Source organism: Mycobacterium sp. MMS18-G62 (assembly GCF_053877835.1).
On sequence record NZ_CM132662.1, the window covers coordinates 1,711,511 to 1,730,036 of the forward strand.

Sequence of the window (18,526 nt, forward strand, 5' to 3'; positions counted from 1 at the left end):
ATTTCGTGTTAAACGTCAAGGAAGCGAACGTCTTTGGCATTGCGGGTGATGAAGCTGCGGCGAGCTTCGACATCCTCGCCCATCAGAATCGAGAACAGCTCATCGGCCGCGGCGGCGTCGTCCAAAGTGATTTGACGCAAGACTCGCACCGACGGATCCATCGTGGTCTCCCACAGTTCCTTCGCGTCCATCTCGCCGAGACCCTTGTACCGCTGGATGCCGTCCTCGGTGTTGATCTTCTTGCCCGCTGCTCGGCCCGTTTCGAGCAGACCGTCGCGCTCACGGTCGGAGTACGCGAACTCCGGTTCGCTGCGCTGCCACTTCAGCTTGTACAGCGGCGGCTGCGCGAGGAACACGTGGCCGTTTTCGATCAGCGGCTTCATGAAGCGGAACAACAGCGTCAACAGCAGTGTCGAGATGTGCTGGCCGTCGACGTCGGCGTCGGCCATCAGGACGATCTTGTGATAGCGCAGCTTGGCGAGGTCGAACTCGTCGTGAATGCCGGTACCCAGCGCGGTGATGATCGCCTGGACTTCGGTGTTCTTCAGCACGCGGTCGATGCGGGCCTTCTCGACGTTGATGATCTTGCCGCGCAGCGGCAGGATCGCCTGGAACATCGAGTCGCGCCCACTCTTGGCCGAGCCGCCGGCGGAATCACCCTCCACGACATACAGTTCGGACTTTCGCGGATCGGTGGAGCGGCAGTCAGCCAGCTTGCCGGGCAGCCCGCCGATGTCGGTAGCGCTCTTGCGGCGCACCAGCTCGCGCGCCTTGCGGGCCGCGATGCGCGCCTGCGCCGACGAGACCGCCTTATTCACAACGGTTTTCGCCTCGGCAGGGTTGGCCTCGAACCAATGGCTGAGCTGTTCGTTGCAGATCTTCTGCACGAACGACTTCACCTCGGTATTGCCCAGCTTGGTCTTGGTCTGCCCCTCGAACTGCGGCTCGGCGACCTTGACCGAGATCACCGCTGCCAAACCTTCGCGGATGTCGTCGCCGGTGAGGTTCGGATCCTTGTCCTTGAGGAGCTTCTTGTCCTTGGCGTACTTGTTGACCACCGTGGTCAACGCGGCGCGGAAGCCCTCTTCGTGGGTACCGCCCTCGTGGGTGTTGATGGTGTTGGCGAACGTGTGCACCGACTCGGAATAGCCGGCGTTCCACTGCATCGCGATCTCGACCTCGTGACCCTCACCCTTGCCGGAGAAGTCGACGATGCTCTGGTGGATCGGTGTCTTGGTCCGGTTGATGTGCTTGACGTAGTCGACCAGCCCGCCGGGGTAGTGGAAGGTGCGGTTCTTCGTCTTGTGCGGGGCCGTGGCCTCGGCGGCCTTTTCCTCCGCGGACTTCGGCGCCTCGGCAGTGTCGCTGACGACCTCGTCGACGACTTCCGCCTGGGTGACGCGCTCGTCGATCAGGGTGATGGTCAAGCCCTTGTTCAGGAACGCCATCTCCTGGAGCCTGCGCGCGACGGTTTCGAAGTCATATGTGGTGGTTTCGAAGATCGTCGGGTCGGCCCAGAAGCGGACCGTGGTGCCGGTCTTCTTGGTGGCCTCACCCTGTTTCAAGGTTCCGGGCACCGACCCGTCGTAGTACTGCGACCATTCGTGGCCGTCGGTCTTGATCTCGACCTCGAGCCGCTTGGAGAGTGCGTTGACCACCGATACGCCGACGCCGTGCAGTCCGCCGGACACCGCGTAGGCCTCGCCGTCGAACTTGCCGCCCGCATGGAGCTGCGTCATGACGACGTCGACGGTCGGGATGCCGGATGAGTGCATGGCGACGGGGATACCGCGGCCGTCGTCGGTTACCTCGACGCCGCCGTCCTCGAGCATGCGCACGTCAACGCGTGTGGCGTAGCCGGCCATCGCCTCGTCGACCGCGTTGTCGACCACCTCCCATACGAGGTGGTGCAGACCCCGCTCACCCGTCGACCCGATATACATGCCGGGGCGTTTGCGGACGGCCTCTAGTCCCTCGAGGATCTGGATGGATTCGGCGCCATACGCCGGCTTTGCAGTTTTCTTCGCAGCAGCCACGGGCGGAAGCTTCTCCTTGGGGGTCGCAGCGGCGGTAGTCGTTTACCGCCGGCAAGTCATGAGATCAGTCTACCGTCAGATGGCGACAGGACCGATTCTGCGGCGGCGTTTCTACCCATCTATCCGCGCCGTCTGTGGAATTTTTCGATCTGAGGTGCGTCAAGACGCTTGAGAGATAGAGTCACCGCCTTGTGGTGGCTCTCAGGCAACGGCAAATGTTGCCGTCTAGCCGTACGTGTCGCGGGGCCCACGGCCGGCGATGTGATAGCGGCCTTTGCGCCACGACGGCGCGACCGGCCCCACGATTTTCAGCGATGTGACGACGCCGTCCCCGACGGCCGCGGCGATCTTGGCCAGCAGTTGGGCCTGCACCATCCGCAGTTGCGTGGCCCATGCCGTGGACTCCGCCGAGACGGTCAACACGCCGTCGTTCAACGAGGTCGGCGTCGCATGTGCGGCGATCTGCTCCCCGACGACCGACTGCCATCGTCCGAAGACCGACCCTTCGGCAACCCGGCCGGACCAGCCGCGGTTACGGGCGAGGTCGCTCGTCGCCGACCCGAGCTGCTGTGGATCACGCGAGTCCGGGCCCGGACCGGACCAGCGGCGACGACTCGTGGTGCCCGCGACGCGGCGGCGGCCGGGTGAGCTGCGGCCGCGGCCGACATCCTTTCCTTGGATCCGGGCCGCGCCGCGCGCTTCTTCAAGCGTCCGTCGGACCAAGTCCATGCCTGCCAGTCCGCTCAGATGTGCCGGGGGCCCGACGTCTGTGTCGTCGTCGTCTTCTTGAGTCATGTCTGCACCATCGAAATTCGGCCGGTGTCGTCGTCGCGCATCGTGATCTCGATCCGACGCGCATCCCAGTCTGCCGGGATGTCGTCGTGCACGGCCGCGGTCACCAGCACCTGCTCGGCGGAGGCGGCGACGTTGGCCAGTGCCTGACGGCGGGCGCTGTCGAGTTCGGCGAACACATCGTCGAGCAACAGCACCGGATCGCCGCCTTCGGTGCGCAGCAGTTCATACGCGGCCAGCCGCAGCGCCAGGGCCATCGACCACGATTCACCATGGCTGGCAAAGCCTTTCGCGACTTGATCACCGAGCCGCAATTCAAGGTCGTCGCGGTGCGGCCCCACCAGACACACACCGCGTTCCAGTTCGGCGTCACGACGGCGTGCGAGCGCGTCGAGCAGGGCAGCCTCGAACAACTCCGCGCTGTGATTTCCCGCGGCCGCTTCATTCTCGACGACTTCGACGCTGCTGCGATACCTGATGGCTGCAGGCCGGGACGCAGGCGCCAGTAGCTGGTAGGCCTTCTCCACCTCTGGGGCCAGTTGATTCGTCAATTCCACACGCGCGGAGATCAATTGGGCGCCGTGCGCTGCGAGATGTCCGTCCCAGACGTCGAGCGTTTCCAGCATGCCTTGGTCGCCGCGGTGGCGTGCACCTGCTGCCGTCTTCAGTAACGCCGTGCGCTGGCGCAGCACCTTGTCGTAGTCGGCACGTACCCCCGCGATGCGCGGCCGGCGCGTCGACGCCAGTTCATCCAGGTACCGGCGGCGTTCGCTTGGATCGCCGCGGACCAGCGCCAAGTCCTCCGGCGCAAAAAGCACGGCCCGCAGCACACCCAGGATTTCGCGCGCGGCGCGGACGGGGGAGCGGTTCAGCCGCGCCTTGTTGGCCCGGCCCGCCGTGATTTCCAGGTCCACGGCCAGTTCGCGTCCTTCGTTCACCACGATGGTGGACACGACGGCCCGCTCCGCGCCTGCCCGGATCAGCGGCGCGTCGGTGGCTACCCGGTGAGAGCCGAGTGTGGACGAATACCACAGGGCTTCAACGAGATTGGTCTTGCCGAAGCCGTTCGGACCGACGAACACGGTCCGGCCGGGATCCAGATCCAGGTCGACCCGCGGCCAGGACCGGAAGTCGGTCAACCCAATGTGGCGGACGTACACCTATCCTGACTTACTGATCCTCTGGACCGCATGGCCGCCGAATTGGTTCCGCAGCGCCGACACCGCCTTCATCGCCGGGGAGTCGTCCTGGCGGGAGGCGAACCGCGCGAACAGAGACGCCGCGATCACCGGCATGGGCACACGGTGGCTGATGGCTTCTTCGACCGTCCACCGGCCTTCGCCGGAATCCTCGGTATACCCACTGATGTCGACGAATTTCGGGTCTTCTTTGAGTGCCTTTGCCAGCAGTTGCTGCAACCACGACCGCACCACCGTGCCGTTCGTCCACGCCTGGATCACGGCCTGCGTATCGGTGATGAGGTCCTCGGCCGCCAGCAGCTCATAGCCCTCGGCGTAGGCCATCATGAGGCCGTACTCGATGCCGTTGTGCACCATCTTGGCGTAATGCCCGGCGCCGATGGGGCCGGCGTGGACGAACCCGTCCTCCCGTGGACCCGGCGGGCGCAATGTGTCGAAGATCGGCATCGCTCGTTCGACGTCGGCATCGCTACCGCCGACCATCAAGCCATAGCCTTCCTTCAAACCCCAGACGCCGCCCGAGACACCTGCGTCAATGAACGCAATTCCCTTCTCGCCCAACAATTTCGCGTGCGGGCCGTCTTCGGTGTAGCGCGAGTTGCCGCCGTCGATCACCAGGTCCCCGGCCTCGAGTTCGTCGGCCAGCGCCGCGATCGTTTCGTGCGTCACGGGTCCCGACGGGACCATCACCCACACGACCCGTGGGGTGGTGAGCGTCTCCGCTAATCCGGCTAATGTCGGGACATCGGTGACCTCGGGTCGGGGGTCATACCCGATCACCTCGTGACCGCCTTCGCGCAGCCGTTCGCGCATGTTGAAACCCATTTTGCCAAGGCCGACAAGACCCAGTTGCATGTGCGCGCCTCTTTCGTGGCGGTAGGGCCGGTCAGCCCGGAAGCCGCACCGGCATCAACAGATAGACGTAGTCGGTTTGAGCCGCCGGGAACGGACCCGTCGAACCGACAGTCCCATCATCCTCACCTGCCGGGCGTAACACCGCGGGACGGCTAGGCGTGGTGAAACCAAATGTCACGCGGTCCGAATGCAGCGACCCCAGACCATCGGTGAGGTACGTCGGGTTGAACGCGATCGTCAACGGGTCGCCCGAGAAGGAGACGGGAAGATCCTCTTCGGCCCGGCCGACGTCATCGGCGCCTGCGGCCAGACGCAACACGTCGTCGGCGAACTCCATCCGCACCTGGGCGCCGCGATCGGCCACCAGTGCGACACGTTTGATCGCTTCGGTGAGCTCGGCCACGCCGATAGTCGCGATTGCGGTGTGCTCGGCCGGAAGCAGCTGACGAAACTTCGGGAATTCGGCGTCGAGCAGACGCGTGGTACTGCGCTTTCCCTGGCTGCGAATGCCGAGCAGGCCTTCCTTGCCGACGGCCGATCCTGCGCCAAGCGACAAGTGCACATCCGCGCCGTCGGCTCCGGCCTTGGCCGCTTCGGCCAGCGTCTTGGCCGGCACCAGCACCGCGGCCTCGATGTCAGCCGATTCCGTCGACCAGGTCAGTTCGCGAACCGCAAGACGGAACCGGTCGGTGGCCGCCAAAACCACCTTCTCGCCTGAAATTTCGACGCGGATACCGGTGAGCATGGGCAGCGTGTCGTCCCGGCCGGCGGCGACCGCCACCTGACCGATGGCCTCCGCGAAGAGCTCCGCGGAGATCACACCGGTGTCTTCGGGCAGCGCCGGGAGCGCAGGGTAATCCTCGACGGCCATGGTCGGCAGCGAGAAGCGGGCACTGCCGCAGGTCAATGACACCCGGGTGCCCTCGACGCTGACGTCGACCGGCTTGGCCGGCAGTGCCCGAGTGATGTCTGACAACAGCCGACCGGACACCAAAACGCTTCCGGGAGAAGCGATTTCAGCAGCGACTTGCACCTCGGCCGACACTTCGTAGTCGAATCCCGAGATGGTGAGCCCCTCGTCGGATCCGGTCAGCAGCACGCCGGCCAGCACCGGAACGGTCGGCCTGGTGGGCAGATTTCTGGCAACCCAGGCCACCGCGTCGGCGAAGTCCTCGCGCACCAGACGGAACTTCAAATCCGTGAGACCAACCGTTGTCGTCGCCACGTCCATAGCGTCCCTTCGAAATCACACCCCAGCAAGCTCTAACCAGCGGTTTCGCGGTGTCTCACCACACGTGTTCGTCACGTGTTGGGACGACCGTAACGGCTGTCGATGAACCACCGTAGAGCTTTCCGCTTCAACTTGAAAGCTAATCGATCAGCCCGACATCGAAGGTGGTTAACCGGTCGATCGCGGGTTTCCCCAGCCGCCTTCTTCTGAGGAGAAACTTTGGAGATATACAAGCAACAGTAATAGGGCGTGTGCACATTGGGGATCAACGACTGTCGGTGCAGCGTGTCATGTATCTGCGGCTGTGAGTCGATTGTGGATGGCGGTACGCAGGAGCGGTCGTCGTTGTGAACAGCAGGTGGTCTGTGCACGACGAGGAAAGTAGTTCGGCGGTTAACAGCAAGTTGTCCACACTCGTATACACAGCGGTTCGGTGTGACGACTGAGACAGCCGGTGCCAAAGTTTTTTGGAAAGTTTTCGCGCGCAGGGCTCATCGAGACACGATTGTGCGCCGGTGGTGTGTGCGGAGGGCAGTCAGCGAGTGAGAATCAGCGCTTGGAGCGCTGGCGGATCCGCGTGGTGAGTTCCTTGACGTGATCGAAGACCTCACGGCGTTCGGCCATTTCGCCTCGGATCTTCTTTTCGGCGTACATGACCGTGGTGTGATCGCGGGCGAATGCCTGGCCGATCTTGGGTAGTGACAGGTCGGTGAGTTCGCGGCACAGGTACATGGCGATCTGACGCGACTGGGCCAACGCGCGGGTCTTGCCAGGACCGCGGAGCTCTTCAACGGTGGTTTCGAAGTACTCGGCTGTGGCGGCGATGATCGCGGCAGTGCTGATCTGCATCGTGCTGGCATCCGAAATCAGGTCTCGCAGCACGATTTCGGCGAGTGACTTGTCGATAGGCGTCTTGTTCAGTGATGCGAAGGCGGTCACGCGGATCAGCGCGCCTTCGAGCTCACGGATATTGCGCTCGATGCTGCTCGCGATGAGTTCGAGGACGTCCCCCGGGACGTCGAGGCGGTCCATCTGCGCCTTCTTGCGCAGAATCGCGATGCGCGTCTCGAGCTCAGGAGGTTGAACGTCGGTGATCAGACCCCACTCGAACCTCGTGCGCAATCGGTCCTCGAGGGTGGCCAGCTGTTTGGGCGGCCGATCGGAGGAGATGACGATCTGCTTGTTGGAGTTATGCAGCGTGTTGAAGGTGTGGAAGAACTCCTCCTGGATACCTTCCTTGCCTTCGATGAACTGGATGTCGTCGACAAGCAGGACGTCGATGTCGCGGTAGCTGCGCTTGAAGGATGCTTTGCGGTCGTCGCGCAGGGAGTTGATGAAGTCGTTGGTGAACTCTTCGGTGGACACGTACTTGACGCGCATCCCGGGAAAGAGCCGTTGGGCGTAGTTGCCGGCGGCATGCAAAAGGTGTGTCTTGCCGAGGCCGGATTCGCCCCAGATGAACAGCGGGTTGTAGGCGCGGGCGGGAGCCTCAGCAATCGCGAGCGTCGCAGCGTGAGCGAACCGATTGGACGCGCCGATGACGAATGTGTCGAAGGTGTACCGGCGGTTCAGATTGACCGCGGTCGGTTCTCCGGCCGCCGCGTTCGAGGCCCGGCTGGAGAAGAAACTGGGCCAGGTCTCTTCGGCGCTGGCAAGTGCCTCGGAATCTTCGTCGACCTCGTCGGGCTCTGCGCTCAGGGCGGAAGTGGCAAAGCCGTTGGGACTCTCCTCGGAGTTGTCTGCGCTTGGTGCTGCGATGCGAACTCCGAGTTCGACGCGGTGCCCGAGATGTCGGCTCAGCGCGGTGATGATCGGTTCGCGGAGGTGACGCTCGATCTCGTTTTGCACGAAGGGCGTCGGCACGGACAGCAGAGCAAACCCTTCGGTAATCACGAGCGGTTTGACCAGCTTTAACCAGGCCCTTTGCTGAGGCGTGAGAATCGGGAATGAGGAATCGCCGTTGACCGTCCCGGTGGGCTCGATGTCACCATTGAGCTCGGCAACTACGTTGTTCCAGACGGCGACAAAGGGTGGATCGGGGTCAGCTGTCAATGACGAGAACCCCCTTGCGGCCGTTTTAGGGACGACCAAAGGAACGATGACGAACTGTCCACATAGTTATCCACAGGTTGTGGACACAGGACAGCCGCCGTCGCTCTGTTGTCTACCGGCGGGGACGCCTCGGGCCGGGGCTCGTCACAGGGGTGGTGCATTCTGTGGGCTCGCGACTGAGTGGGCATCCTCGCTTCGTTGTCTGTCGCCGTTTCGTTATCGAATCGGCATTGGCAGAAGCTAACAGTTTTCTCCGCGAGTGCCAACCGTTCTGCAACATTCTTCGCGGGTTCATTCGCGGCTCGCCGAAGGTCGTGACGGCAGTGACGGGTGTAAACCATCCGGCCGCCGCTGAACGAGGTTTGACCCAGCGAAATCTCGTCAGTACCCTCGAACAGTCGCCCGCACGTGGCGATACGGCTGCGACCCGGTGACCACTGGAGAACGCGCCGGTTAGCAAGCGAGACGGACGAGCTTACCAACGGCAACCGCGTCCCCACCTGCACGAGCATGCATCGGCGCGGGCTGCGGATGCCATACGCAACAAGGAGTGACAGCCGTGGCCAAGGGCAAGCGGACTTTTCAGCCGAACAACCGGCGCCGTGCGCGGGTGCATGGCTTCCGGCTGCGGATGCGGACCCGGGCCGGCCGGGCGATCGTGTCCAACCGGCGCGCCAAGGGGCGCCACAAGCTGACTGCGTGATTCGACGCAGGGTCTAGCGCGGTGCTTCCGGCGCGGTATCGGATGACGCGGTCGACGGAATTCGGTGCCACGGTCAGTCAAGGGGTGCGGGCGGTGCAGCCCGACCTTGTCGTGCACGCGATGCGTTCCGCCGACGGGACAGAGAGCGGGCCCAGGATCGGGCTCGTCGTCGCGAAGTCTGTTGGTAGCGCGGTGCAACGGCACAGAGTGGCGCGTCGACTGCGGCATGTAGCCCGCACCGTCATCGACGAACTCGACCCCGCCGACCGAGTGGTCATCAGGGCGTTGCCGAGTAGCCGCCACACCATCTCGGCGCGGCTCGAACAGGAACTGCGGACGGCGCTGCGCCGGACACGCCCGCGAAACGGCGCGCGGCGGTGAGCGCGTCAGTCGGTTCGACCGCCGCCCGCGGCGTGATCTTTCTGATCCAGCTGTACCGGCACACCGTTTCCCCGTTGCGCCTACCGACGTGTCGATTCAGCCCGACCTGCAGTCAGTACGCGGTGGACGCGTTGAGTGAATACGGCCTTGTCCGCGGTGGCTGGCTTGCGTTGGTACGCCTGGTGAAGTGTGGGCCGTGGCATCGCGGAGGATGGGACCCGATACCTGAGCGCCGCGACAACTGGCGCGACGGCGTGCGCGAGAACGCGCAAAGCGCCGACGATCTAGAGAGCGAGACGCGTGTTTAACTGGTTCAGCCTCGACATCATCTACTACCCGGTGTCGGCGATCATGTGGGTTTGGTACAAGGCGTTCGCCTTCCTGCTCGGCCCGTCGAACTTCTTCGCGTGGGCGCTGTCGGTGATGTTTCTCGTCTTCACCCTGCGCGCGATCCTGTACAAGCCGTTCGTCCGCCAGATCCGGACGACCCGGCAGATGCAGGAATTGCAGCCGCAGATCAAGGCGCTGCAGAAGAAGTACGGCAAGGATCGCCAGCGCATGGCGCTGGAGATGCAGAAGCTGCAGCGCGAGCACGGGTTCAACCCGATCCTCGGCTGCCTGCCGATGCTGGCTCAGATACCGGTGTTCCTCGGCCTGTATCACGTGCTGCGGTCGTTCAACAGGACGCAGGGCGGCTTCGGTCAGCCGCACCTGTCGCCCGAGCTGAACCGGTCGGTGGGCAACTACGTGTTCAGCCCGACCGACGTCGGGCACTTCCTGGACGCAAACCTGTTCGGAGCGCCGTTGGGCGCCACCATGATCCAGAAGTCGGGCCTGGACGCCTTCACCGAATTCAACCGGGCGTCGGTGGTCGCGGTCGGGGTTCCGCTGATGATCCTGGCCGGCATCGCCACGTACTTCAACAGCCGGGCGTCGGTGGCGCGGCAGAGCCCAGAGGCGGCCGCCAACCCTCAGACCGCGATGATGAACAAGCTGGCGCTCTACGTGTTCCCGCTTGGCGTGGTCGTGGGCGGGCCGTTCCTGCCGTTGGCGATCATCTTCTACTGGGTGTCGAACAACATCTGGACCTTCGGTCAGCAGCACTACGTGTTCGGCATGATCGCCAAGGAGGAAGAGGCCAAGAAGCTCGAGGCGCAGGAGCGGCGCGCGGCGAACGCGCCGCCACCGGGCGCCAAGCCGAACCGGCCGCGCAAGGCGCAGGCCGCCACGGACGGCGACTCGAGCGCGCAGACGGCGGACGCATCAGAGCCGACGACCGACGGGAAGGCGGGCGGGTCGAGCGCAAGCAAGCCCGATGCGGGCAGCGCGGACGGCAAGGGTGCGCCGCGCCCGGGGGCGACGCCACGGCCGGGCACACGGCCCAAGAAACGTAAACGTTGACCGGAACTAGTGCCGGGGGATGAGGGAGATACAGGACATGACGGACGCCGAAACGACCGAACGTAGCGAGGACTTGGCGGACGAGGAGAACGGCGCCGCGAACGCGGAGACGATCGCCGGGGAGGATCTCGAAGAGCGTCTTGTCGCCGAAGGCGAGATCGCCGGCGACTACCTCGAGGAGTTGTTGGATCTACTCGACTTCGACGGCGACATCGACCTCGACGTGGAGGGCGACCGCGCCGTCGTGAGCATCGACGGCGGCACCGATCTGAACAAGTTGGTCGGCCGCAAGGGCGAGGTGCTGGACGCGCTGCAGGAGCTGACGCGGTTGGCGGTCCACCAGAAGACTGGCGAGCGCAGCCGGCTGATGCTCGACATCGCGCGGTGGCGGCGGCGCCGTCGCGACGAGCTGGCGGCGCTTGGGGACAAGGTCGCACACCGGGTGCTCGAGACCGGAGAGCGTGAAGAGCTGTCGCCGATGACTCCGTTCGAGCGCAAGATCGTGCACGACGCCGTCGCAGCGGTCGATGGTGTGCACAGCGAGAGCGAGGGCGTGGAGCCCTCCCGCCGCGTCGTTGTCTTGCTCGACTGAACCCGAGTTACATCTATGTAGTTTGTGGGCGCTTGTCGGTTACCCGGCCCGCGAGATCCGGAGGATGTTTCACGTGAAACATGCGGAGGTGTCCCCGGCCCCGCGAGTCACCGATGCGCTCTTCGGCGAGTCGGCACCGCGGGCCCAGCGATACGCGGAAATCCTCGCCGGCGCCGGCGTGGAGCGCGGCCTGATTGGTCCTCGTGAAGTAGACCGTCTGTGGGACAGGCACGTATTAAATAGTGTCGCGGTGGCCGAACTCCTCGAGCCGAATGAACGCGTGGCGGACATCGGTAGTGGAGCGGGCCTGCCCGGGATACCGTTGGCACTGGCTCGGCCCGATCTCCGGCTGACGCTCATCGAACCACTATTACGGCGCAGCGAGTTCCTGCGCGAGGTGGCCGACGAGCTCGGCATCGATGTGACGATCGTGCGTGGCCGGGCCGAAGAATTATCCGTGCGCGAGACGGTGGGGGAGATGGACGCGGTTGTCTCAAGGGCGGTGGCGTCCTTGGACAAGCTCGCGAAGTGGAGCCTGCCGCTGTTGCGTCCCGACGGACGCATGTTGGCGATGAAGGGTGAGCGTGCCGAGGACGAGATCCGTGAGCACCGGCGTGTGATGGCGTCCCTCGGTGCGGTCGATGTAAGGGTGAAGAGATGTGGCGCGGACTACTTGGAACCACCCGCGACCGTGGTCGTCGCGCGGCGGGGAGCGGCGATTCCGGTAGGCAACCGGTCACGACGAACGGTCAGGAGAAGAGCATGAGTCCGGTATCCGAGGGTGGCGGTCCGGCACCAGTCGGTGGGGCGGACGCGGCGCCGCGCCCCGATGTTTCACGTGAAACATGGAACAACGGAGCGCCGCCGCAACAGAAACGGGCGACCGTCCCACCCCCGCCACCCCCAACCAAGGACTGGACCGACGACGCCGGGATCGACACCCCCATCGGCGCCGAAGCCGAGCGCGCCGTCCGGCTCCTGCATGCCGCGGCCAAGGGCGGCCTGCCGCGGCCGGCCCGCCAGCGCGTGTTCACCATCGCCAATCAAAAGGGCGGTGTCGGCAAGACCACGACCGCTGTCAACGTCGCGGCCGCGCTTGCGCTTCAGGGCTTGCGGACCTTGGTGATCGATCTCGATCCGCAGGGCAACGCGAGCACGGCCCTCGGCATCGAGCACCGCGAGGGCACGCCATCGTCCTACGAGGTGCTGATCGGCGAGATCCCGCTTCAGGCCGCGATTCAGCGCAGCCCCCACAGCGAGCGCCTGTTCTGTGTGCCCGCCACCATCGACCTGGCCGGCGCCGAGATCGAATTGGTCAGCATGGTCGCGCGCGAAGGGCGGTTGCGCACGGCGCTCGCCGAACTCAAGCACCACGACTTCGACTACGTCTTCATCGACTGCCCGCCGTCCCTCGGATTGCTCACGATCAACGCGCTCGTCGCCGCGCCCGAGGTCCTGATCCCGATCCAATGCGAGTACTACGCCCTTGAAGGTGTGGGGCAACTGCTGCGCAACATCGAGATGGTGAAGGCACACCTGAATCCTGAACTGAACGTCACGACCGTGATCCTGACGATGTACGACGGGCGGACACGGCTGGCGGATCAGGTCGCCGCGGATGTCCGGACCCACTTCGGTGACAAGGTGCTGCGGACGGTCATCCCGCGCAGCGTCAAGGTGTCCGAGGCGCCCGGCTACGGCATGACGATCCTCGACTACGACCCCGGATCGCGTGGGGCGATGAGCTACCTCGACGCCAGCCGGGAGTTGGCTGAACGAGGCACCCCCCAGGGACAGCAGCGATGAGCGCTTGCGCGAAGAGCAGACAGCAGCGATGAGCAGACAGCAGTGATGAGCAGTTGCGCGGACAGGAGACCTTCATGACCCAACCGGCACGTAAGCGAAGCGGCCTCGGCCGCGGCCTGGCGTCGCTCATCCCGACCGGACCCGCCGAGGGCGAACAGGTAGTGCCGGGACATCGAATGGGTGATGCTGCCGCCGACGTCGTTCTGGGTGGCGGGCCGATCCCAGAGGCCAACCCCGTCGGTGCGGTCTATCGCGAGATCGACCCCTCGAATATCGAGCCCAATCCGCGCCAGCCCCGCCAGGTCTTCGACGAGGAGGCGCTGGCCGAGCTGGTTCACTCCATCCGCGAGTTCGGCCTCATGCAGCCGATCGTCGTGCGGGCGATGCCGGTGACGGATGGCAGCCCTCGGTATCAGCTCGTCATGGGGGAGCGCCGCTGGCGGGCGGCGCAGCAGGCAGGGTTGGCCACCCTCCCGGCAATCGTCCGCGAGACCGCCGACGACAGCATGCTGCGCGACGCCCTGTTGGAGAACATCCACCGCGCCCAACTGAACCCGTTGGAAGAGGCGGCGGCATACCAGCAGCTGCTCGACGAGTTCGGGGTCACCCACGACGAACTTGCATCCCGCATCGGTCGGTCAAGACCGTTGATCACCAACATGATCCGGCTGTTGCGGTTGCCGATCGCGGTGCAGCGGCGGGTCGCTGCCGGCGTCCTGTCGGCCGGACATGCCCGCGCTCTGTTGGCTCTCGAGGGCACACCCGAGCAGCAGGAGGAACTGGCCGCACGCATCGTGGCCGAGGGCCTGTCGGTGCGCGCCACCGAGGAAGCGGTCACGCTGGCGAATCGTGAGGACGCCGCCGCGCCCACCGCACCGCGGCGTAAGCCGATTCATATGCCAGGGCTGCAAGACGTTGCTGAACGGCTCTCGACAGCCTTCGACACTCGGGTCACGGTCAGCCTTGGCAAACGCAAGGGCAAGATCGTCGTGGAGTTCGGGTCGGTCGAGGATCTGCAACGCATTGTCGACTTGATGAGCGCGTCGAAGTCGTGACCGACGACACGCGGTAATTACGTCACTGTGACACGCACCGGCTCCGCGGCCTGCTCCGGCGGCTTCCGAAAAGGAAAATCCATGTGTGCCAACATGTTTCACGTTGACCGCGATGAGGCGGCAATGAACATGGCGAAAACGGGCCTTTGATGGCGTGGCCTTCTATCCTGGAGTGGCAGCCGTGCACGTCAGCACTGTGTGAGACCCGGGGAGTTTAGTGGCAGCGCGAATCACGCCCCTGCGGCTCGAAGCGTTCGAGCAGCTGCCCAAGCACGCTCGCCGATGCGTGTACTGGGAGGTGGATCCGTCGACCCTGGGCACCGACGATCACCTGAGCGACCCCGAGTTCGAGAAGGAAGCCTGGCTTTCGATGGTCATGCTCGAGTGGGGATCGTGCGGGCAGGTCGCGGTGGAATGCCGCGACGCTACGCGCGGGGGCGGCGGCGAGGAGGACCCGATCCCGCAGGCGGATGAACCCTGCCTCGGCTACGCCTTCTATGCGCCCCCTGTTGCGGTCCCGCGCGCACGGCGGTTCCCGACCGGACCGGTGAGCGCCGACGCCGTCTTGCTCACGTCGCTGGGCGTCGAATCGGGACATGGTGCCGAGAGGCTGCCGCGCGACCTGATCGCGGCGGTGGTCGGTGATCTGGTCCGACGCGGAGCGCGTGCGCTGGAAGCGTTTGGGCACACGGCCGAGGTCGCCGAACTGCAGGACCCCCAGATGGTGCCTCCCGAGCTGCGACCGGTCGTCGAGGTCCTCGGCGACTGCTCGGTCGAGCAGTGCGTGCTGGACGCCGATCTCCTACAAGACGCCGGATTCGTCGTCGTCGCGCATCACCGGTACTTCCCACGCCTGCGCCTGGAACTCGAGCAGGGCTTGGGGTGGAAGGCCGACGTCGAGGCTGCGCTGGAGCGGCTCCTGGAGACGGCGCAGCTGCAACAGCCGGTCGGCGCCGGCGCGAACCCCTGCTCCTAAACGGCTACTGGACGGCCCGGCCGGCCTGCTCCACCGAAAGCTCGTGGGCGAGCAGCTCCGCGAATGTGAATGTGCCGGTGGGACGGTCGTTCTTGCCCAGCAGATACAGGCGCTTGACCGCCGCGAGGATGCCTTCAGCGATCGAGTCACGGGTCGAGGCGTCCACAAGCATGCCGCGGTCCCGTGAATTGGTGATGTAGCCGACATCGACCTGAACGGTCGGCATCCGGGTCAGCCGCAACAGGTCCCAGGTGCGGCCATGTGTGCGGCAATCGCGTAATCCGGTGCGCGCCACAACTTCTCGCTGAATGAAGTCGGAGAGCATGCGGCCGATGGTGGATACCGACCCGTGCGAGTTGCCGAAGTGAAACGATGCGACACCGTTGGCGGCCGGGCTGGCCTGAACGGCGCAGCGCAAGCTGATCATCAAGTCCGCGCCGACCGTGTTGGCCGTCGCAGCCCGCTCAGCGTCGGAGGGGGAGCGGTTCGCCGGCCGAGACAAGAACGTCTCCATGCCGATCGCCGTCATCCTGCCCTCGAGCCGACTCGCCAAGTCCCACAGGATGTCTGCCTCGCTGATGGGCCCGGCGGGGCCGGTCATGATCAGCCCGTGATCGCTACCGCCGCGGCCCGGGTCGATGATGATCCGTTTACCCGACAGCCGCGGGCCCGAGCGGCGAACCAGTTCCTCTTCGCGGATCGCGTGGGGCGAGCCGCCCGTGACCCGCGATCCGAGAAAATACAAGGAGCGCAACGTTTCTGGGCCACAGATCCCGTCGGGATACAGCCCGTACTCCCGTTGGTACGACATCAGCGCGTTGTGCGTCTGCAGCCCGAAGTGCCCGTCGACCAGTCCGGTGTAGAACCCGAGGTCCTGTAGCCGCGCCTGCAGGGTCGCGACGTCGTCGCCGTACATCGGCGCACCGAACTGATGGCTGAGGGTGCGCGCGCCGAGTCGATACGAAGCTTCTTTCAGCGCACGGTAAGTCGCTTCTCCGACGATGCCGTCGACAAGCAGCCCGCGGTGCTGCTGGAACGCCCGCACCGCATGGTCGAGCTCGGCGTCGAACACGTCGACGGCGACGTGCTTACCAGTGGTCAGGTCTTCGTCGGGGTTGTCGGTGAGTCCCAAGGCCGCCAGGGCCGCCCGGATCTCGGTGACCGCGCCCCCACGGTCACCGCGACGCAGACTCGACATACTCGACCCTTTCCGGCTGCCTTAGGCCACGGTGGTCAGCGGCCCCACGCGCTGACGAAGCAAAGACAGGCTAGGCAGCATTGTCGCAGACGGTTCGGCGATTCGGGAAAACCGCAGGCGAGTGTTCGACCCGCCGATTGCGGCGTTAGACCACGTCAGCGAGCTCGCGCAGCAGCGCGGCCTTGCCCTTTGCGCCGACGATGCGCTTCACCGGCGCGCCGTCTTTGAAGAGGATCAGCGTGGGGATCGACACCACCTGGAAGTCGCGCGCGGTGGCCGGGTTCGCGTCAACGTCGATCTTGGCGACGGTCAGCTGACCGGCCTTCTCGTTGGCGATCTCCTCGAGCACCGGCGCGACCATCTTGCATGGCCCGCACCAAGTGGCCCAGAAATCCACCAGCACCGGGGTGTTGCTCGAGAGCACATCGTCAGAAAACGAGTCGTCGGTCACGGCGACCGTCGCAGAAGTCTTCTCGGTCATAGTGGTGCTCCAATCAGGTCGGTGCTGTCATCGGTTGTGGCAGAAGCGTTTTCGGCCAGCCAGCGTTCGGCGTCGATCGAGGCGGCGCAGCCGCTGCCCGCTGCGGTGATCGCCTGGCGGTACGTGTGGTCGACAAGGTCGCCGGCGGCGAAAACACCGTCGATCGAGGTGCTCGTGGTGCGGTCCTTGACCAACACGTAGCCCGCGGGGTCGACGTCAACCTGGCCGCGCACCAAATCCGAGCGCGGGTCATGGCCGATCGCGACGAACACACCGGTGACGGCGAGCTCGGACTCTTCGCCGGTGACGGCGTTCCGCAACCGGATGCCCGTTACCTTCGGATCGCCCTCGATCGAGACCACCTGGGTGTTGGTCAGGAACTTGATCTTGTCGTTGGCGCGGGCGCGCTCCAGCATGATCTTGGAGGCGCGGAACTCGTCGCGGCGGTGGATCAGCGTGACGCTGCGCGCAAAGCGAGTCAGGAAGGTGGCTTCTTCCATGGCCGAATCGCCGCCACCGACGACCGCGATGTCCTGATCGCGGAAGAAAAACCCGTCGCAGGTAGCACACGTGCTCACGCCCATGCCGATCAACTGCTCTTCGCCGGGCACACCCAGGTGGCGCGCGGCGGCGCCCATCGCCAGGATCACCGCGCGGGCCTGATACGTGTCGTCACCGACCGTGACCGTCTTGACGGGGCCGTCCAGCGACACCGCGTCGACGTCCTCCATCCGCAGATCCGCGCCGAAGCGCAGCGCCTGCTCCCGCATTTCGTCCATCAATTCCGGACCGGTGATGCCGTCGCGGAAACCTGGATAGTTCTCCACCTCGGTGGTGGTCATCAGCGCGCCGCCGAACTGAACGCCCTCGAATACGAGCGGGTTCAGCTGGGCGCGGGCCGCATAGATGGCGGCCGTGTAGCCGGCCGGACCGGAGCCGATGACGATCACGTCATGAACGGTGGATGAGGAAGTCATACGAGCCTTTCTGCCGTATCACGTCGGCATGGGTACAAACACCAGCGTATGCCCCGGTGTTCCCCGCGGCTTGCAGGACAGATTACGGACGAGTGACCACGGTGTGGGCCAACAGGCCGGTGTGAGCTGGACTGCAATTGGCGTCGACGACAAGAGCCAGGACCGTCTTCGGCGTGTCTGCGGGCAGCAGGATCAGCACGCCGGCCTTGCCGCCGACGTCGACCGGCTGTGCGCCCAGCACCGTCGTATCGGCCGGATAGCCAAGGCTGGAAACGCAGGCGGCCCGCCGCTGCGGGTCCGCAAGGGAACCGTAGTCGGGGTTGCTCGACAGCAATTGGATGATCTGCGGGTCCGAGAGCGGCATAGGCGCCGGCGTGCGCGAAACCGTGATCTTCTCGGCCGTCGGGCCCGCCGACCGGGCGGGACCAGGACCGCGCGTCAACATCACGGCGCCGACCACGACAGCGAGCAGGACGGCGATTAGGCCGATGGCAAGGGCAAGGCGATGAAACTTCGGCGTCGGGCTCGCGGCATGCAGCGCGGTGCCGATCCTGGCGCTCACGGCGGCAGGCACGTCGGGGGCCGACGCCTCATCCGCGCCGAGATCGGCAAGGTCGCGCCTGACCTGGTCGAGCGCCGCCATCGTGTGCGCGGCCTGCGGTTCGGAGCGGATCCGCTGCCGAAGCCGCGCCGCGGCGGCATCGTCGAGCAGCCCTGCCTGCAGGTCGGCGAGCAGGTCGGGCGTGATGGGCCCGTCGTCGACCGCATCGCTGTCCATCGCCGCCCCCGCC

General features: G+C 65.3%; 18 protein-coding genes and 1 pseudogene. 9 read left to right on the forward strand and 10 right to left on the reverse strand.

All coding sequences use genetic code 11. The annotated features are described in order from the left end of the window. Positions 1 to 8: 8 nt before the first annotated feature. The 6 genes and pseudogenes from gyrB to dnaA form a co-directional block, all read right to left on the reverse strand. A complete protein-coding gene (gyrB, locus tag ACWW36_RS08530; RefSeq protein ID WP_456141121.1) occupies positions 9 to 2,036 on the reverse strand; it encodes a DNA topoisomerase (ATP-hydrolyzing) subunit B in 2,028 nt (675 codons plus the stop codon). A 225-nt stretch (positions 2,037 to 2,261) separates the two neighbouring features. After that, entirely contained in the window at positions 2,262 to 2,831 is a 570-nt protein-coding gene (locus ACWW36_RS08535) for a DUF721 family protein (protein ID WP_456141122.1), read from the reverse strand. Continuing rightward, positions 2,828 to 3,988, reverse strand: coding sequence for a DNA replication/repair protein RecF (gene recF / locus ACWW36_RS08540; protein WP_456141123.1), 1,161 nt, complete (start codon positions 3,986 to 3,988; stop codon positions 2,828 to 2,830). The genes ACWW36_RS08535 and recF overlap by 4 nt, the downstream gene beginning before the upstream one ends. Next, positions 3,989 to 4,894 (reverse strand): annotated as a pseudogene (gnd, locus tag ACWW36_RS08545) (phosphogluconate dehydrogenase (NAD(+)-dependent, decarboxylating)); the annotation flags it as partial. 19 nt (positions 4,895 to 4,913) lie between these two features. Beyond that, complete coding sequence (dnaN, locus tag ACWW36_RS08550; RefSeq protein ID WP_456141124.1) at positions 4,914 to 6,113, reverse strand: DNA polymerase III subunit beta; 1,200 nt, start codon at positions 6,111 to 6,113, stop codon at positions 4,914 to 4,916. Between the two features lie 549 nt (positions 6,114 to 6,662). Beyond that, entirely contained in the window at positions 6,663 to 8,165 is a 1,503-nt protein-coding gene (dnaA, locus tag ACWW36_RS08555; RefSeq protein WP_456141125.1) for a chromosomal replication initiator protein DnaA, read from the reverse strand. Between the two features lie 559 nt (positions 8,166 to 8,724). Here dnaA and rpmH point away from each other — a divergent pair. The 9 genes from rpmH (at position 8,725) to ACWW36_RS08600 (ending at position 15,079) form a co-directional block, all read left to right on the forward strand. Then, positions 8,725 to 8,868, forward strand: coding sequence for a 50S ribosomal protein L34 (gene rpmH, locus ACWW36_RS08560; RefSeq protein WP_325336757.1), 144 nt, complete (start codon positions 8,725 to 8,727; stop codon positions 8,866 to 8,868). A gap of 21 nt (positions 8,869 to 8,889) precedes the next feature. Then, positions 8,890 to 9,249, forward strand: a complete 360-nt coding sequence (gene rnpA / locus ACWW36_RS08565) for a ribonuclease P protein component (protein ID WP_456141126.1) — start codon at positions 8,890 to 8,892, stop codon at positions 9,247 to 9,249. After that, a complete protein-coding gene (gene yidD, locus ACWW36_RS08570; RefSeq protein WP_456141127.1) occupies positions 9,246 to 9,557 on the forward strand; it encodes a membrane protein insertion efficiency factor YidD in 312 nt (103 codons plus the stop codon). The genes rnpA and yidD overlap by 4 nt, the downstream gene beginning before the upstream one ends. Positions 9,558 to 9,600: 43 nt before the next feature. Further along, on the forward strand, positions 9,601 to 10,650 hold the full coding sequence (yidC, locus tag ACWW36_RS08575) for a membrane protein insertase YidC (protein WP_456142412.1): 1,050 nt from the start codon (positions 9,601 to 9,603) through the stop codon (positions 10,648 to 10,650). 37 nt (positions 10,651 to 10,687) lie between these two features. Then, positions 10,688 to 11,242, forward strand: coding sequence for a Jag family protein (locus ACWW36_RS08580; RefSeq protein ID WP_456141128.1), 555 nt, complete (start codon positions 10,688 to 10,690; stop codon positions 11,240 to 11,242). Positions 11,243 to 11,306: 64 nt separating this feature from the next. Beyond that, entirely contained in the window at positions 11,307 to 12,008 is a 702-nt protein-coding gene (gene rsmG / locus ACWW36_RS08585) for a 16S rRNA (guanine(527)-N(7))-methyltransferase RsmG (RefSeq protein WP_456141129.1), read from the forward strand. After that, positions 12,005 to 13,048: a ParA family protein gene (locus tag ACWW36_RS08590; RefSeq protein WP_456141130.1), complete on the forward strand. Its 1,044-nt coding sequence runs from the start codon at positions 12,005 to 12,007 to the stop codon at positions 13,046 to 13,048. The genes rsmG and ACWW36_RS08590 overlap by 4 nt, the downstream gene beginning before the upstream one ends. Before the next feature lie 74 nt (positions 13,049 to 13,122). Next, on the forward strand, positions 13,123 to 14,103 hold the full coding sequence (locus tag ACWW36_RS08595; RefSeq protein WP_456141131.1) for a ParB/RepB/Spo0J family partition protein: 981 nt from the start codon (positions 13,123 to 13,125) through the stop codon (positions 14,101 to 14,103). 217 nt (positions 14,104 to 14,320) lie between these two features. After that, positions 14,321 to 15,079, forward strand: a complete 759-nt coding sequence (locus ACWW36_RS08600) for an acetyltransferase (RefSeq protein WP_456141132.1) — start codon at positions 14,321 to 14,323, stop codon at positions 15,077 to 15,079. Between the two features lie 4 nt (positions 15,080 to 15,083). Here the strand turns inward: ACWW36_RS08600 and ACWW36_RS08605 are convergent, their stop codons facing one another. The 4 genes from ACWW36_RS08605 to ACWW36_RS08620 form a co-directional block, all read right to left on the reverse strand. Beyond that, on the reverse strand, positions 15,084 to 16,277 hold the full coding sequence (locus ACWW36_RS08605; RefSeq protein WP_456141133.1) for an N-acetylmuramoyl-L-alanine amidase: 1,194 nt from the start codon (positions 16,275 to 16,277) through the stop codon (positions 15,084 to 15,086). 145 nt (positions 16,278 to 16,422) lie between these two features. Beyond that, positions 16,423 to 16,758, reverse strand: coding sequence for a thioredoxin (trxA, locus tag ACWW36_RS08610; RefSeq protein WP_325339071.1), 336 nt, complete (start codon positions 16,756 to 16,758; stop codon positions 16,423 to 16,425). Next, a complete protein-coding gene (trxB, locus tag ACWW36_RS08615) occupies positions 16,755 to 17,735 on the reverse strand; it encodes a thioredoxin-disulfide reductase (protein ID WP_456141134.1) in 981 nt (326 codons plus the stop codon). Before trxB ends, trxA begins: the two co-directional genes overlap by 4 nt. Before the next feature lie 82 nt (positions 17,736 to 17,817). Then, positions 17,818 to 18,513 (reverse strand): hypothetical protein, encoded by a 696-nt coding sequence (locus tag ACWW36_RS08620; protein WP_456141135.1) that lies wholly within the window; start codon positions 18,511 to 18,513, stop codon positions 17,818 to 17,820. Between the last annotated feature and the right edge of the window lie 13 nt (positions 18,514 to 18,526).

What these genes read in the sequence shown, in the direction of transcription:
- ACWW36_RS08605 (WP_456141133.1), bottom strand. Translation starts at nt 16,277, where the DNA reads ATGTCGAGTCTGCGTCGCGGTGACCGTGGGGGCGCGGTCACCGAGATC.
- trxB (WP_456141134.1), bottom strand. Translation starts at nt 17,735, where the DNA reads ATGACTTCCTCATCCACCGTTCATGACGTGATCGTCATCGGCTCCGGT.
- ACWW36_RS08590 (WP_456141130.1), top strand. Translation starts at nt 12,005, where the DNA reads ATGAGTCCGGTATCCGAGGGTGGCGGTCCGGCACCAGTCGGTGGGGCG.
- ACWW36_RS08580 (WP_456141128.1), top strand. Translation starts at nt 10,688, where the DNA reads ATGACGGACGCCGAAACGACCGAACGTAGCGAGGACTTGGCGGACGAG.
- ACWW36_RS08595 (WP_456141131.1), top strand. Translation starts at nt 13,123, where the DNA reads ATGACCCAACCGGCACGTAAGCGAAGCGGCCTCGGCCGCGGCCTGGCG.
- ACWW36_RS08620 (WP_456141135.1), bottom strand. Translation starts at nt 18,513, where the DNA reads ATGGACAGCGATGCGGTCGACGACGGGCCCATCACGCCCGACCTGCTC.
- ACWW36_RS08535 (WP_456141122.1), bottom strand. Translation starts at nt 2,831, where the DNA reads ATGACTCAAGAAGACGACGACGACACAGACGTCGGGCCCCCGGCACAT.
- rsmG (WP_456141129.1), top strand. Translation starts at nt 11,307, where the DNA reads ATGTTTCACGTGAAACATGCGGAGGTGTCCCCGGCCCCGCGAGTCACC.
- dnaN (WP_456141124.1), bottom strand. Translation starts at nt 6,113, where the DNA reads ATGGACGTGGCGACGACAACGGTTGGTCTCACGGATTTGAAGTTCCGT.
- yidC (WP_456142412.1), top strand. Translation starts at nt 9,601, where the DNA reads ATGTGGGTTTGGTACAAGGCGTTCGCCTTCCTGCTCGGCCCGTCGAAC.
- trxA (WP_325339071.1), bottom strand. Translation starts at nt 16,758, where the DNA reads ATGACCGAGAAGACTTCTGCGACGGTCGCCGTGACCGACGACTCGTTT.